Below are 14138 nucleotides of genomic sequence, written 5' to 3' on the forward strand. Positions count from 1 at the left end.
CGGGCCGTCACTCCGTGATGGTGGGCGGCTCGGTGAGGAAGGGGCGCAGCTCCAGCCACTCGTGGATCGGCTTCCCGCCCGCACCGGGAGCGGCCGACAGCTCCCCGGCCAGTTCGACGGCGCGCTCGTAGCTGTCGACATCGATGATCATCCAGCCCGCGATGAGGTCCTTCGTCTCAGCGAACGGGCCGTCGGTGACAGGCGGGCGGCCCTCGCCGTCGTACTTGACGAAGGTGCCCTCGGGGGACAGCGCCTGGGCGTCGACGAACTCGCCGGTCTGCTCCAGCCGGGCCGCGAAGTCGCTCATGTACGTCATGTGGGCCGAGATCTCCTCCGGCGTCCACTTGTCCATGGGCACGTCGTTCACCGGCGCCGGGGCTCCGCGGTAGTGCTTCAGCATCAGGTACTTGGCCATGGTGTTCTCCTCGGTCCGGGGCGGTCCATTCTGGCCGCCTTCACCACGGGGACGGAGCTGGCAGCGGGTTCTCGACATCGCTGCCGAACTTTTCCGCGACTTTCTCGGAGCGGCGCCCGCCCGCCTCTCCCCCGTACTCCCGCAATCGCACGTACCCGCAGGTCAACGACTGCGTACGCGGCCACCACCAAAGCCGCCGTGTTCACGTCACCGGGTCCTCCAGCAGCGTGATGCGGTTGCCGTCGGGGTCGTCCAGCGACGCGAACCGCGTCCGTGTGCCGCCGGGCCGCACCGGGCCCGCGATCAGTCCGCGCGCCGCCAACTCGGTCACCGCCCCGTCCAGCTCGGGCACTTCGAGGTTGAGGTACGTCGATCCGGCACGCTCCGGGTCCTCGAACACCTGCAGCCAGCCGCCCGCCGTGAGATGCCAGTCGGCCAGCGACGGCATGGGGCGGGAGTCCGCGGGGCGGCCGAGCAGCCGCTCGTACCAGGTCACCGCCGTCTCCACGTCCTGTACCGGCGCGACCATCAGTACCCGTGCGATGTCCATGCGTGTCACCTGTCTTCTCCGTGAGGGTGTGCGGTCTTCCGCACCTGCTCCTGGGGTGGACGAGGCGCGTGCACGGAACTCATCGGTTCGCCCGCTGTCCGCGCCGTACCGCCGGACGTCCGGCACCTCCTCTCCACCCGCGCACCCGCGCACCCGCCACGCGCGAGCCGTCGGTCAGGGCACGAATGCCACGTCGGGGTGGCGCGACGACGGGCCGTCCAGCAGACCGTCGTCCCGGCCCAGCAGCCAGCGGTCGAAGAACGAGGTCGTGTAGGCCCGTACGGCGGCCACGGCACGCACCGGATCGACAGTGCCGACGGCGTCCTCCAACACCTCGCGCGGGACCCCGGTCTGTGGCAGGAGCGCCTCCAGGTCCGCGTACGACTGGTGCTTTCCGCGCCGCAGCGTCAGATCGCGGTGCCAGCCGCGCGTGTGCGACCAGAACGCCCGCCACGAAGGCTCCGTGGTGTGGTTGCTCCCGTCCCTGCCCATCAGCAGGAACGGGCGGTCCAGGCCGTGGCGGGCCACGGGCATGAGGTTGGTTCCGTTCGGCTCCTGGTTGTACTCAAGGGTGCCGTCCAGATTGACGCCCGCACGCAGCCGCCGGTCCTCGTACATCCCCTGCGCCGCGGTGGTGCCACCCGCGGACTGCCCGAGTGCTCCCACCCGCGACAGGTCCATGACGGGGGCGAGCCGTGCGAGGGGCGAGTCCGTGCGCGGTGCTCCGCCGCCCTGCCGTACGGCCCGCTCGCACGCGTCGAGCACGAAGCGGAGATCGTCGACACGGACTCGTAGCACCTTCTCCAGCAGCGCGGGGACGGTGCCGTTCCGCTGGGCCTCCTCGAACTCCGCGAGCATCGGCTCGTTGCCCCTGACCGAGCCGTCGGGGAACTGCACCGCCGGGGACTCGTAGGTGTGGTCCAGCGTGACGACCACGTATCCCCTGCTGGCCAGTTCCTCGACCAGGACGGTGCCCCAGGTGCGCGGGTCGCCCGTGCCTGGCGAGTACAGCAGCACCGGCCGGGGTCCACCGCGTGTGTCGGGTGGTGCGCCCGCGTACGCGTGCGTGCGCGTCGCCGCCCAGTCGACCGTCCCCTCCGGGACGCCGAACCCCGGAGCGCGTGCGGTGGCGAAACGCTCGGCCGCGCCCCGCCGCATGTGCGGCGCGAGAGTGTGCCCACCGGCTCCTCGTGCCGGATACCAGACGCTCGCCATCAACTCCCTTGGCCTGCCCGGCTGCCAGGGGTCGCGCCGTGACCGATCGACGAGCGGCACCTCGGTCGTGCCGACCGGATACGGCCCGGTCGGTGGGGGCAGCCGCAGCCGTACGGGCGAGGGCCGGTCCCCGTGCGCTCCGCGACGCATCGGGTCGGCGGGCGCGCCCGGCGCGGCGTACATCAGGGCGGCCGTCGCGGCCGCCAGCCCGGAGGCGAGGAAGGTGCGGCGGGAGAACACGCTCGGTGAGGTCATACGTCCATGCTGGTCGGCCCGACAGCCTGGGTCTATTGCGGCTCTCCGCACAGTTGGGGTGCGGTTTTCCCCCAGAAGCCGGGTCAGGCATCGCCGCGGGGATACTGCGAGACGTCGGCTCCGCATCGTTTCGCCCACGCCACGACATCCACCGACGCCCCTCCCGTCCTCGCGGTCTACTCCCTGAACTCGTCCGGGAGGGACCGCACTCCGGCTCGACGCTGCCGACGGATGGCCAGGCCCACCACCGCGTCACGAGGACCGGACCGTGGTGACGCCAGGCAGGAAAGGCGCAGCGCGCAGCCGGACGTACGAGGCCCGCGCGAGTGCACCCGGGGGTCGTCGCTGTCAGTGCCCGTGTATACGGTTGGTGACCGACCGTGCGTGCGAGTTGAGGGGATGGACCGTGGGGGACGGCAAGGAAGTTCTGGACATCTCCACCAAGGATCTGAAGTCGGCGGCGCCGACCTTCGGAACGCAGAGCGGTGAGCTGCTCAAGGCGGCGGAGGCGCTGGGGACGAAGCTGGACGCCCTCGGTCGGCCGTGGGGCGGTGAGGAGCAGGTCGCGGAGTTCGCCTCGAAGTACACCGCGCAACGTGCCTCCATCGAGAACGCGGTGGGGATTCTCGTGCAGGGGCTGGCGAGCGTGCATGTCGCGATGACCGACATGGCGGACGGGCATGTCGACAACGAGGAAGCGATCCGGGGCATGTTCAACAAGCAGCAGGTGCCCGGTTGGATGCCCGGACAACGCGAATGGCATCCGCCGATGGCGGCGCCGCAAGCTCCGGGCGCCACGCAGTCGCAGGACGGGAAGCCGTAGGACTGATGGGCGCGTTCGAGGAGGCCAAGGAATGGCTCATCGAGTCGTTCGGGATGTGGTGGCCGGACGCGGACGAGGCCAAGTGCCGCCAAGCGGCTGACGCCTGGCGGGAGTTCGCGGACGCGGTCGTGGAGGTGCGACGAGCGACCGACGGCAAGGCGAGTGCCCTCATTCACAACAACGAGGGTGAGGCGATCGATGCCTTCAAGGTGTTCTGGCACCGCTATTACCACAAGGAAGCGGGCTGGCTGCACGACCTGGAGAAGTCGGCCCGCGCCATGGGGAAGGCGCTCGACGAGTTCGCCGAGGCGATCGAGAAGGCCAAGCACGACATCGACGTGCAGATAGCGATCAACGCGACGGTGATCGTCGCGGGGATCGGTGCGGCGTTCTTCACCGCCGGGATCGCCGGCGGCGCCGCCGCGACCGCCGCGACCGCCGTCACCGAGGCCGCGTTGGCCTGCGGGGTCGCGCTCTCGGCGACGGTGGCCCGTATCGCGGCTGGCGCCCTGGTCGGTGTCGCCTTCGGCGGCGTCGAGTCGGTGGCGGTCAACCTCGCGGTGGCGCAGCCCCTGCGCATCCAGGCCGGTCTCCAGGACGGTCCCAGCCTGGACTCGGCGTCGCACGCGGCGAAGGACGGCATGGTCTACGGCGGCGTGTTCGGCAGTGCCGCCGGACCGTTCATGCGGAACGCGCCGTTCAACGGCGTACGCCTGCCGCAGAGTTTTCCGCTGCGCCCCGGCAACGGAGCCGAGCTGGCCGCCGGTTCCCGCCCGCCCAAGAACGTGAAGGCGGACCTCGACCCCATCGACGTGGCGACCGGCACCATGCTGCTGCCGCAGACGGATGTGGCACTGCCCGGCGCCCTGCCGCTGGTGTTCGAGCGCACCCACCTGTCGTCGTACCGGTGCGGAGGCTGGTTCGGCTCCAACTGGGCCTCCAGCCTGGACGAACGCGTCCAGATCGACCACGAGGGCGTGGTGTTCGCCGCCGCCGACGGCATGCGCCTGGTCTACCCGGTGCCCACCCCCGGCGAGCCGACCCTGCCGGTGTCGGGCCCCCGCTGGCCGCTGCTCTGGAACGGCGAGCCCGACGGGGCGCTCACCGTCACCGACCCGGTCGAGGGCACCACGCGTACCTTCGCGGAGCCGGTCCGGGCCGCCGACGGCGTACTCGACCTACCCCTGGCCTGGACGGAGGACCGCAACGGGGCGCGGATCGACATCGACCGCACCGAGGCAGGCGTACCGGTCGCCGTCCGCCACTCCGGTGGCTACCACCTCGCCGTCGAGACCGACGGCCCGCGCGTCACCGCGCTGCGGCTCGTGGACGAGCCGCCCTCCGCGTACGCCCCGAGGCAGCGGTGGCGCGAGCCAGCGGGCACCCTCGTCGCCCGCTACGGCTACGAGGCGCGCGGGCACCTCAGCGAGGTCACCAACTCCAGCGGCCACCCGCTGCGTTTCACCTACGACGCCGACGGCCGCATCACCTCCTGGACCGACCGCAACGACACCTCGTACGCGTACGTCTACGACTCCGACGGACGCGTCACCCGCACCGAGGGCAGCGGCGGCTTCCTGACCGGCACCCTCGCGTACGACGACGCACAGCGCCTCGTCACCGTCACCAACGCGCTCGGCCACCAACGGGTGTACGAGCACGACGACGCGTTCCAGATCACCGCCGAGACCGACGAACTCGGCCACATCACCCGCACGACCTGGGATTCCACCGGCACCCGCCCGGTGACGGTCACCGACCCGCTGGGCCGCACCGTCCGCCACACCTACGACGAGCTCGGCAACGCCACCTCCGTCGCCCTCCCCGACGGCAGCAGCGCGCACGCCACGTATGAGGCGCGCGGCCTGCCGCTGGAGGTCACCGAGCCCGGCGGCGCCCGATGGGCGCACACCTGGGACACTCGCGGAAACCTGCTCTCGACGACGGACCCCTGCGGCGCCCGTACCACCTACGCGTACGACGACGCCGGCCACCTGACGGCAGTGACCGACCCGCTGGGCCACACGCAGCACATACGGAGCAACGCGGCGGGGCTGCCCGTCGCGGTCACCGACCCTCTCGGCCACACCACCAGCGTCACCCGCGACCCCTTCGGCCGCGTCACCGGCATCACCGACCCGCTCGGGCACACCACGACGATGGGATGGACCCCGGAGGGCCGACCGGCCTGGCGCCAACTCCCGGACGGCGCGCGCGAATCGTGGACCTGGGACGCCGAGGGCAACCCCCTCTCCCACACCGACCCGGGCGGACGGGTCACCCGCCACGCCCACGGACCGTTCGACGTGCCCGTGCGGCGCGTCGAGCCGGACGGCACCGAGTTCGCCTTCTCCTACGACGCGGAGCTACGCCTCACGCAGGTCACCAATCCGCAGGGCCTGCACTGGACGTACGGCTACGACCCCGCCGGGCGGCTCACCGCCGAAACGGACTTCAACGGCCGCACCCTCACGTACGCGCACGACGCGGCGGGTCAGCTCACCTCCCGCACGAACGGCGCGGGCGAGACGCTCACGTACACGCGCGACACGCTCGGCCGCGTCCGTACGGTGGCCGATCCCGGGGGCGCGGAGACCACATACGCGTACGACCCCGCCGGACACCTCACTCGCGCCGCCAACCCGGACCACGCACTCACCTGGAAGCACGACGCGCTGGGCCGTGTCCTGACCGAACACGTCGACGGCCGCACGACCCGGTGGGAACGCGACGCCCTCGGCCACGTCACCCGCCGCACCACTCCCGGCGGCGCCGAATCCCGTTGGTCCTGGGACGAGGCGGGGCGCCCCGTGCGGCTGGCCACGGACGCCGGGGCCCTGGACTTCGCGTACGACGCGAGCGGCCGCGAGACCTCCCGACACCTCGGCCCCGGCCTCACGCACGGGCAGACGTGGGACGCCAACGGCCGCCTGACCGCGCAGACCCTGACACGGACGAGCGAGGCACGACAGGCCCTGCTCCAGCACCGCGCCTACACCCACCGCCCCGACAGCCACATCACCGAGATCAGCGAACTCGCCGCAGGCACCCGCCGCTTCGACCTCGACCGCGGCGGCCGGGTGACCACCGTGACCGCGCACGGCTGGACCGAGACGTACACCTACGACGAGGCGGGCAACGTCTCGCGGGCCGCGCACCCGGCCGACGACGACTCCAAAGCCGAGCCACGCGAACACACCGGCACGCTCCTACGACGCTCCGGCCGCACCGGCTACACCTACGACGGGCAGGGGCGGCTCGTCCGCGAGACCCGCCAGCTTCTCAGCGGCGGAACGCGGAGTCGTACCTACACATGGAACGCGCACGATCAGCTGACCGACGTCACCGCGTACGACGGCGAACGGTGGCACTACACGTACGACGCGCTGGGTCGCCGTACGACGAAACGCCTGCTGGCGAGCGACGACGGCGATTCGCCCTCCGCTCCGGACCTGACGTTCACCTGGGACGGTACGCGCCTCGCGGAGCAGGTCACGGCAGACGGGTACACCACCACGTGGGACCACGCGCCGGGGACGCACACACCGGTCGCCCAGACGACGCGCCGCGTCCGATCCGCGCCCACGGGTCCGCCGTCGTCCCCCATCGCCGCGCTCGCCTACACCACCGCGACCGTCGAGGCTCCCACCTTCCACGCGGTGCTCACGGACCACACGGGTACGCCCACGGAACTGGTCACTCCCGACGGCGACATCGCCTGGCAACTCCGCACTACCCTCTGGGGCACCCCACTCCCGGGCCCCGCCCGCACCACCACAGTGGACTGCCCGCTCCGTTTCCCCGGCAGTACGCCGACCCCGAAAGCGGCCTGCACTACAACTACTTCCGCTACTACGACCCCCACACCACCCGCTACCTCACCCCGGACCCCCTCGGCCTCACCCCAGCCCCCAACCCGCACACGTACATCACCAACCCACACGCGGAAACCGACCCGCTGGGCTCGTTCAACTGCAACTGGCGTGATGGAGCGCAAGGGCCACTCAACCCGGTGAATCAAGAGCGGCATCGGCAAGCTCTCACCCAAGAGTCCGCCGAATCAATGTTCACGAAAAACGGAGAGCTTACAGATACCGCAATTAGGAATTCCTGCGAGATAATCCCAGGAACGAGCCTAAAACATCCTCCAGTAAAGGCGCACTTGACGGCCGACGGCAGCTCCATGAGGGACTGGGCAAAGTATTCCACGCCGACACACCAAAGCCCGTATGGCGACTTTCAGGTACATTATTACTATAATTCCAAAACAGGGTCTGTGGCGTATGATTACGACTATAAAGCAGTAATGAACGCGAGAGGCAGGAAATGACATGCTCGTACGGGTCCTGAAATCCGGTCACGCAAATCCGACACCGCTTCGAAGCGACGTCGACCACGTAGTACTTGAAGTAATCTGCCTCCCATACCGGAAGGCGAATTACTACCGGATCGAACCGCGGGATGGCGGTGCACCCGGATTCCACGATTCGCGACTCTTCGAAATCACCAGTAGAACGATCCCCGCCTCCTGGGTAGCCCACGGGGGAGAAGACGGATGCATTTCTTTCACTCCAGAGCCTTGGACCGTTGACGGATTCTGGGAAGCTTTTTTCGACAGGGAGGAGTGGGCGGTTCAGATTTATTTCCGAAATCGAGACGAATTGCTCAAAGAGTTGCCGGATTCGATGAGTTATTGACCATAGCAACCACTACAACAAAAGACTAGCCCCATTTCCACGGAAGCCGCACCCCTTCACATAAAGGGTGGAGCATAGCGGACTTTCAATCATTACGCAGTTCAGGTTTTGACTGCCGTCGAAACTAGCGAACTCGGCGATTCCTCACGGAAGCTCGCGAATCCGAACGCTCCTGTACACCGGCAGGCGCACATCGGAAATCAATGGGTAAGTGAGGCTGTGTTGGGCTCGACGACATGTCGGGTTCGTGTAGGGACCAGGGAGTACACGCGTACGCTCCCCCATTCACGCCGTAGCGATGCGGATGGCCGTGGTCTCATCGTCGAGGAACGTCGACAAGAGTGCCGCCTCCGCGTGGATCTCCTCCCGTTCCGGTGCCGTGAGGGTGCGGAACGGGGTGAGGTGGAGGGTGTGGTCGCGGACCGTCCAGGTGGCGGTGGCGCGGCCGTCGGCCAGGAGGACGCGGTCGCCCGCCACCGAGACGCCGAGGTGGGCGTCGTCGATGATGCGGCTGCGGCCCTGGTAGCCAAGGATCGCGTGATCGAAGGCCGGGAGGAAGAGAGGAGATCATCATTTTTACTGCACCACAGGATGGGGACCATGACTCAAGCAATGGAATTTACCGCAAGAATAAAGAATTAGATTCCATCTCGGCAAGAATCGAGGTAGTCAAACTTCTTCCACTTACGTTGACGCAACAGAAAGACTCGACGCGGAATGGAAAAGAATCACAGAAAGCATTCACCTTCCCGCAGAGGATAACGAATTTCTCCTCCGGGTCTCCGATCCTGAAAGAGGTGAAATAACATGGATGCCCGTACGTGACGACCACGGCGGGAACCTCCCCTCTCGAATCCTAAGGGGCATGGGAAACCAGGAGTTCATCACCATGTCGACGACAGGTGACCACATGTGCGCGGTAACCGAAGAGGAAGATGAATACTGGATCATTTACCACAATTTCACCAGCAACCACACCACAAGCGGGTAGCGGCAACCACGAAAATATCCGCAGATTGCAATCTGGGCAGACGAAACTAGGCTTGAAAGTGGCCTGGCGCAATGCCAATTCCTCTATCGAGAACTTGGAAACGGGCAACTTCTACTGTGCATGGGCGATCGTTTATGCAGCGAAAGACCATAGGCGGGACCGTCGATTCGACCGGTGGAGCGGCTGGCAATCTACTGGCTCGATTCATCGTCTCGGGTGGCCCTCGATGACAGGGCGCAGCGAGGTGGAAATATTGCAGGGGTTCGATGAACCAGACTCCAGGGAGTTCCCGGCACAGTTCTCGCACTCTCGATGCAGGGACGCCTTTTTGCGACTAGCGCAAGCGATTCAAGAGACCTTCGACGTTTCACCCGATATCGACTCGCGAGTTCAGGATGCCAGTCACCACGGGGACATCGTAATACCGGCCGAAAGCACCGCCAGCGGGAAGAGTCTCATCATCCGCGTGAGCAACTTCGGCAGCCTGGTGACCGTGGGCGCAGGGGGACTTGCCCGCGACAGCGCGGATGCCGTCTCATCACTCAGCGCATCTGACGAAGAACGAATCCTTCGCGTAGCTACGAGCCTCGGGTTCAGGGTTATTTCCGGTAGCACACTGCGACAGCGGTACACCGGATTGACCGAAATGGACGACTGGCAGTCAACATGGTGGTATCGATTTTTCGACTACACCTAGGATGCGTCAATCTCCGCTCCAACTTTCCGATGGCACATAGCTGACAGGAGGCGAGCGCGCGGACGCCCTCTCGTACGCCGGGGCGAACGAGACCTGACCGTCGACCCTTGTCAGTATCCAGAATCCTGTTTACTGTTCGGCTCGTGCACGATGTCGACTCCCGCTTCCTCACCCGCAACGGTCTCGCCGCGCGGCAGCTGGCCGTCCTGCTGCTGAACCATGCGCCGGACACCCGCCTGCCCCGGGTGCGGGACTTCGCCGAGGAGTTGGGGTGTGGCAACGGGACCGTTCAGGCCGCGCTCCAGCTGTTGGAGGAGGCCGGTGCGATCGCCACGACGGCACGGGGTCACCTGGGCACGTTCCTCGTGCACTCCGATCGCGCGGTGCTGTGGCGGCTGTCCGGGCTCGGCACGTTGCTCGCGGCGATGCCGCTGCCGTACTCCCGTCGGTACGAGGGGTTGGCCACCGGCCTGCGGGGGGCGTTCGAGCAGGCCGGGGCGCCGTTCGCCGTCACCTTCATGCGCGGCGCCGGGGCCCGGACCGCCGCGCTGCTGGACGGCAAGGTGGATCTGGTGGTGCTGTCGCGGTTCGCCGCGGACCAGTTGGTCGCCGAGCACCCCGTGGAGCTGGTGGCCGATCTCGGGCCCGCCACCTACGTCGGCGAGCACGGCATGCTGGTGCGGCACGGCGTCGACCTGGAGGCCCCGGGGTTGCGCGTGGCGGTCGACCACGCGTCGGAGGATCTGCGCATGCTGGTGGAGCGCGTGTTCGCCGGGCGGCGTGACATCGAGTGGCGCGAGGTGTCCTACATGCAACTGCGCGACCTCTTCGCCCGCCACGAGGTGGACGCCACCGTCTGGAACCTGGACGAGGCGCAGGATCGGCTCGGGATCGGCGTCGACGTCCTCCCGTTGGGCGACGAGGTCACGCAGGAGCTGGCGCTGCGCAACTCCAGCGCGGCCGTGATCGGTCGCAAGGAGGGCAAGGACGGTACGAAGGCGCTCGGCGCGGTACGTGACGCTCTCGACCTGTCGGTGGTGACGCGGATGCAGAGCGAGGTGTTGCGGGGCGAACGTACGCCCTCGTACTGACCCGGGGCCCGGACCGACCGGGTGCGAGCGCGGGACCCACGGGGAAAATTTCCCCGCCGGGGTGTCACGCGGGCTGAAAGTACAGAATCCTGGTGATTGTTTTTTAGGAGGATCGCGGTGGACGAACAGCTCGCTCTCCGACTTCGACTGTTCCGCGAGGGCGGCCAGGTCCCCGCTACGGTCGTCGACTTCGTGGCCGACGAGCTGACCGCGCTGGAGGCCGAGGGGCACACCATCACCGAGGCGACGGCGGGCATGCTCACCAGCCATCTCACGATGGCGTTCGGCCGCCTCCTGCGCGGGGAGCCGATCGACGAGTTCTCCGCCGACGCCCAGGTGGCCGCGGAGCTGGCCGACCACCCCGAGGCCGTCGCGCGGGCGCGGGCGATCTCCGTACGGGCCGAGGCGCGGCTCGGGGCCGCGCTGCCCGAGTCGGAGGTCAACTTCCTCGGTCTGCACCTGGCCGTACTGGCACAGCGGCCACCCCCCACCCCGGCCCCCTGACCGTCGCGGACGGACGGCCCCGCGCACCTCCGTACACGACACGCGACACGCGACACGCGACGCACGACACACCACCGACCAGAACAGAGAGCAGGTCACCAATGACGAAGATCCTCACCGGCGGAGTCGGCAAGGTCGAGGTCACCCGGGTCATCGACGCCCTGGGACTCGACTCACTCGACGTGGCCACCTCCAGCGACCTCGACGCCGCGATGAAGTTCCGTGCGGGGCAGGCCGACTTCTACCTCGGCACCTGCCATACGGGCGCCGGCGCGTCCCTCGGCGTCCTCGTCGGTCTCATGGGCAGCGCCGCCTGCCACACCTTCGGCCGCGGTGTCCCGGACGCCGCGGAGATCGACGCCCTCCTCGCCGACGGCAAGAAGGTCTTCGGCTTCTCGATGGACCAGGTCGACACCATCGCCCCCCTCATGGCCCGCGCCATCGCGGCCCACGGCTGAACCGGCAACGGGTTACGGGCTACGGCGCCCCGCCGCCGTACCGGGCCCTCAAGGAGTGACTCGTGAGCACCGCCCTCGCCGCCGGCAGCGGCTTCGACTTCACGCTCGCCCAGCAGCTGACCGTCATAGCTCTCTGCGCGCTGACCGCTTTCATCGCCCACCTGGCTCTGGCCGTCTTCAACGACGGGGTCCGCCCCTTCCTGTTGGACTTCATCCAGGGGCGTACCACCCGCAGTGCGACGACGGCCGTCTCCTTCGGCCTCTCCGCCGGGTTCATCTTCGGTCTCGGTGCCCCGATGGCGTTGTCCACCGGGGTGCTCAACCCCTGGCTGCTGTTCCTCCCGACCGACGTCCTCGGCATGCTGGCGCCGAAGAAGTGGCTCGCGCCCCTCCTCGGCGGGGTCTGGGGCGCGGTGGTCGTGTTCGGTCTGAACGGCGCCAACGACATCGCGCACGACCTGCCGGTCGACTTCCTGACCGCGATGCAGCAGATGTCGACACCGATCCTGTTCCTGTTCACGCTGTTCCCGGTGCTCGCGATCACCAAGCAGTTCGGCCGCGGGTGGGGAGCGGCGGCGGGAGCGATCGAGGTGGCTCTCGTCGTCCTGACGATGAAGCTCTGGCCGAACATGTTCGCCGGGGCGCTGGCCATGGCCGTCGGCGTGCTGATGCTCATCGGTCTCGCGGTCTCCCAGGACCTCCGGCAGCGCCGGGCGGACCGGTCGGCCGGGAAGGTCGACGAGGTGGCGGCGGACGATCCGATGGCGTCGCTGTTCAGCGCCAGCGCGGCCCGGCTGCGCCGCTACCTGCCGCTGTTCATGGTGCTCGGTGGCGGGGTCTGCGTCCTCGCCCAGATGCACGTGTTCGGTGGCGGGGAGGCGACGAGCTTCCTGATCGCCAAGGGGCAGTACGCGGAGGCGGCGCAGGTCGACTTCTACCGCGTCTTCGGCTTCGTACCGCTGATCGCGACGACCGCGCTGGCCTCGGGCGCGTACGGCATCGCGGGCTTCACGCTCGTGTACCCGTTCGGCTATCTGCTGCCGAACCCGGTGCTCGCGGCGGTCGTCGGCGCGCTCGTCTTCGCCGTCGAGGTGCTCGCCCTGTCGTGGATCGGCAGGGCGCTCGGCAAGCTGCCCAGTGTGCGGGACTCCTCGGAGCACCTGCGCAGCGCGATCGGGGACACGCTCCAGCTGGCGATCCTCTTCGGTTCGCTGATGGCGGCGAACGCGATGGGCGGCGGGCTCGGCATCCTCGTCGTGGGCGGGCTCTACCTGTTCAACGACGTGGCGGGGCGGCCCGTCGTCAGGATGGCGGCGGCCCCGGCGGCGGTCATCGTGGGCGGGGTCCTCCTCAACCTCCTGTACTGGCTCGACCTGTTCACCCCCGTCAAGGGCTGACACCACGACCGGCATCCGACGACCGGCATCCGCCCGTACCGGAGAGGGAACCGCCATGAACCACCCGCGCACCCTGCGTACCGTCACCGGACGGCTCGCCGCCGACGCGGTCCGCGGCCCCGTGCTCCCCCACGAGCATCTCGTCCTGGACCTCGACCGGGACGGGCACGGGGCGGCCGTCCTCGACCCGGAGCGCCACGCGGCGTCCGTGACCGGCGAACTCCGCGGTCTGCGGGAGCACTTCGGGCTCGCCCTGGTCGTCGAGCTGACCTGTCGGGGCATGGGGCGGGACGTACGCGCGCTGGCGCGGATCTCCCGGGAGGCGGGCGTGCCCGTCGTCGCCGCGACCGGCTGGTACTACGAGCCGTTCCACACCCCGGAGGTCGACACCTCCGACGTGGAAAGGCTTGCCGCGCTCCTCGTACGGGAGGTCGAGGACGGTATCGGCGCGACCGGCGTCCGCCCCGGTGTGCTCGGTGAGATCGGCAGCCACGGCGACGTACCGGCGCCCTCCGAGGCGAAGGTGCTACGGGCCGCCGCGCGGGCCGCGTCGGCCACCGGCCTGTCGCTGGCCACCCACGCCCAGCTGGGCCGGGGCGGTCTCGCCCAGCTGGAGCTGCTCACCGGCGAGGGGCTGCCCGCCGAACGGGTCTGCGTCGGCCACCAGGATCTGCTGGACGACCCGGAGGTGCACCGGGAGTTGGCCGCGCGGGGCGCGTACGTCGCCTTCGACACCGTGGGCAAGGAGTCGTACCAGAGCGACCGGACGCGGCTGCGGCTGCTGTCGGCCCTGGTGGAGGCGGGCCACGGCGACCGGGTCCTGCTCAGCTGCGACATCTCGCGCCACGGCTATCTGCGCGGCGAGGGCGGTCAGGGCTACGGGCACCTCTTCGGGGAGTTCCTGCCGAGGTTCCGGGCGGCGGGCGCGGACGACGACCTCGTCGACCTGCTGACCCGCCGCAACCCGCTGCGCTTCCTGACCGGCGGCACGGACGTCGGCACGGACGCACACATGGACATGGACGCGGACGTGGAGGAGAACTGA

Annotated in this window: 11 protein-coding genes and 2 pseudogenes; 9 read left to right on the top strand and 4 right to left on the bottom strand. The window is 68.7% G+C overall.

Annotated elements, in window-relative coordinates; all coding sequences use genetic code 11:
* Window positions 1-7: 7 nt before the first annotated feature.
* The 3 genes from D7M15_RS02990 to D7M15_RS03000 form a co-directional block, all read right to left on the bottom strand.
* On the bottom strand, window positions 8-415 hold the full coding sequence (locus D7M15_RS02990) for a YciI family protein (RefSeq protein ID WP_121516054.1): 408 nt from the start codon (window positions 413-415) through the stop codon (window positions 8-10).
* A 202-nt stretch (window positions 416-617) separates the two neighbouring features.
* The gene (locus D7M15_RS02995) at window positions 618-965 is read right to left on the bottom strand and encodes a VOC family protein (RefSeq protein ID WP_121516055.1); all 348 of its coding nucleotides are present in this window, start codon (window positions 963-965) and stop codon (window positions 618-620) included.
* 174 nt (window positions 966-1139) lie between these two features.
* On the bottom strand, window positions 1140-2435 hold the full coding sequence (locus tag D7M15_RS03000; protein ID WP_206337312.1) for a hydrolase: 1296 nt from the start codon (window positions 2433-2435) through the stop codon (window positions 1140-1142).
* A gap of 406 nt (window positions 2436-2841) precedes the next feature.
* Between D7M15_RS03000 and D7M15_RS03005 the strand changes: the two genes are divergently transcribed.
* The 3 genes and pseudogenes from D7M15_RS03005 (at window position 2842) to D7M15_RS28865 (ending at window position 7588) form a co-directional block, all read left to right on the top strand.
* Window positions 2842-3258 carry a hypothetical protein gene (locus D7M15_RS03005; protein ID WP_240649106.1) on the top strand — a complete coding sequence of 139 codons (417 nt, stop codon included), beginning with the start codon at window positions 2842-2844 and terminating at the stop codon, window positions 3256-3258.
* Between the two features lie 827 nt (window positions 3259-4085).
* Window positions 4086-6626, top strand: a pseudogene (locus D7M15_RS28860) (DUF6531 domain-containing protein); the annotation flags it as partial.
* Window positions 6572-7588 (top strand): RHS repeat-associated core domain-containing protein, encoded by a 1017-nt coding sequence (locus D7M15_RS28865; protein WP_240649562.1) that lies wholly within the window; start codon window positions 6572-6574, stop codon window positions 7586-7588. The pseudogene D7M15_RS28860 and the gene D7M15_RS28865, both read left to right, overlap by 55 nt.
* Window positions 7589-8240: 652 nt before the next feature.
* Here D7M15_RS28865 and D7M15_RS03015 read toward each other — a convergent pair.
* Window positions 8241-8504: pseudogene (locus D7M15_RS03015) on the bottom strand (crosslink repair DNA glycosylase YcaQ family protein); the annotation flags it as partial.
* Between the two features lie 386 nt (window positions 8505-8890).
* On the opposite strand from D7M15_RS03015, the gene D7M15_RS28145 reads away from it, so the two are divergent.
* The 6 genes from D7M15_RS28145 to D7M15_RS03040 all read left to right on the top strand — a co-directional run bounded on the left by D7M15_RS28145 (window position 8891) and on the right by D7M15_RS03040 (window position 14138).
* A complete protein-coding gene (locus D7M15_RS28145; protein WP_127201706.1) occupies window positions 8891-9643 on the top strand; it encodes a hypothetical protein in 753 nt (250 codons plus the stop codon).
* 143 nt (window positions 9644-9786) lie between these two features.
* Complete coding sequence (gene yhfZ, locus D7M15_RS03020) at window positions 9787-10734, top strand: GntR family transcriptional regulator YhfZ (RefSeq protein WP_121516059.1); 948 nt, start codon at window positions 9787-9789, stop codon at window positions 10732-10734.
* A gap of 117 nt (window positions 10735-10851) precedes the next feature.
* Complete coding sequence (locus tag D7M15_RS03025; protein ID WP_121516060.1) at window positions 10852-11238, top strand: transcriptional antiterminator; 387 nt, start codon at window positions 10852-10854, stop codon at window positions 11236-11238.
* Window positions 11239-11339: 101 nt separating this feature from the next.
* Window positions 11340-11696: a DUF2620 domain-containing protein gene (locus D7M15_RS03030; protein ID WP_121516061.1), complete on the top strand. Its 357-nt coding sequence runs from the start codon at window positions 11340-11342 to the stop codon at window positions 11694-11696.
* 62 nt (window positions 11697-11758) lie between these two features.
* On the top strand, window positions 11759-13093 hold the full coding sequence (locus tag D7M15_RS03035) for a YhfT family protein (protein WP_121516062.1): 1335 nt from the start codon (window positions 11759-11761) through the stop codon (window positions 13091-13093).
* 55 nt (window positions 13094-13148) lie between these two features.
* Entirely contained in the window at window positions 13149-14138 is a 990-nt protein-coding gene (locus tag D7M15_RS03040; RefSeq protein ID WP_121516063.1) for a phosphotriesterase, read from the top strand.

It is taken from the genome of Streptomyces sp. Z26, assembly GCF_003665095.1.
Lineage (GTDB): Bacteria > Actinomycetota > Actinomycetes > Streptomycetales > Streptomycetaceae > Streptomyces > Streptomyces phytohabitans.

Excerpts from the sequence above, each read along its gene's own strand:
- D7M15_RS03040 (WP_121516063.1), top strand. The coding sequence starts at position 13,149 with ATGAACCACCCGCGCACCCTGCGTACCGTCACCGGACGGCTCGCCGCC.
- D7M15_RS28865 (WP_240649562.1), top strand. The coding sequence starts at position 6,572 with ATGGAACGCGCACGATCAGCTGACCGACGTCACCGCGTACGACGGCGA.
- D7M15_RS02995 (WP_121516055.1), bottom strand. The coding sequence starts at position 965 with ATGGACATCGCACGGGTACTGATGGTCGCGCCGGTACAGGACGTGGAG.
- D7M15_RS03030 (WP_121516061.1), top strand. The coding sequence starts at position 11,340 with ATGACGAAGATCCTCACCGGCGGAGTCGGCAAGGTCGAGGTCACCCGG.
- D7M15_RS28145 (WP_127201706.1), top strand. The coding sequence starts at position 8,891 with ATGAATACTGGATCATTTACCACAATTTCACCAGCAACCACACCACAA.
- D7M15_RS02990 (WP_121516054.1), bottom strand. The coding sequence starts at position 415 with ATGGCCAAGTACCTGATGCTGAAGCACTACCGCGGAGCCCCGGCGCCG.
- D7M15_RS03000 (WP_206337312.1), bottom strand. The coding sequence starts at position 2,435 with ATGACCTCACCGAGCGTGTTCTCCCGCCGCACCTTCCTCGCCTCCGGG.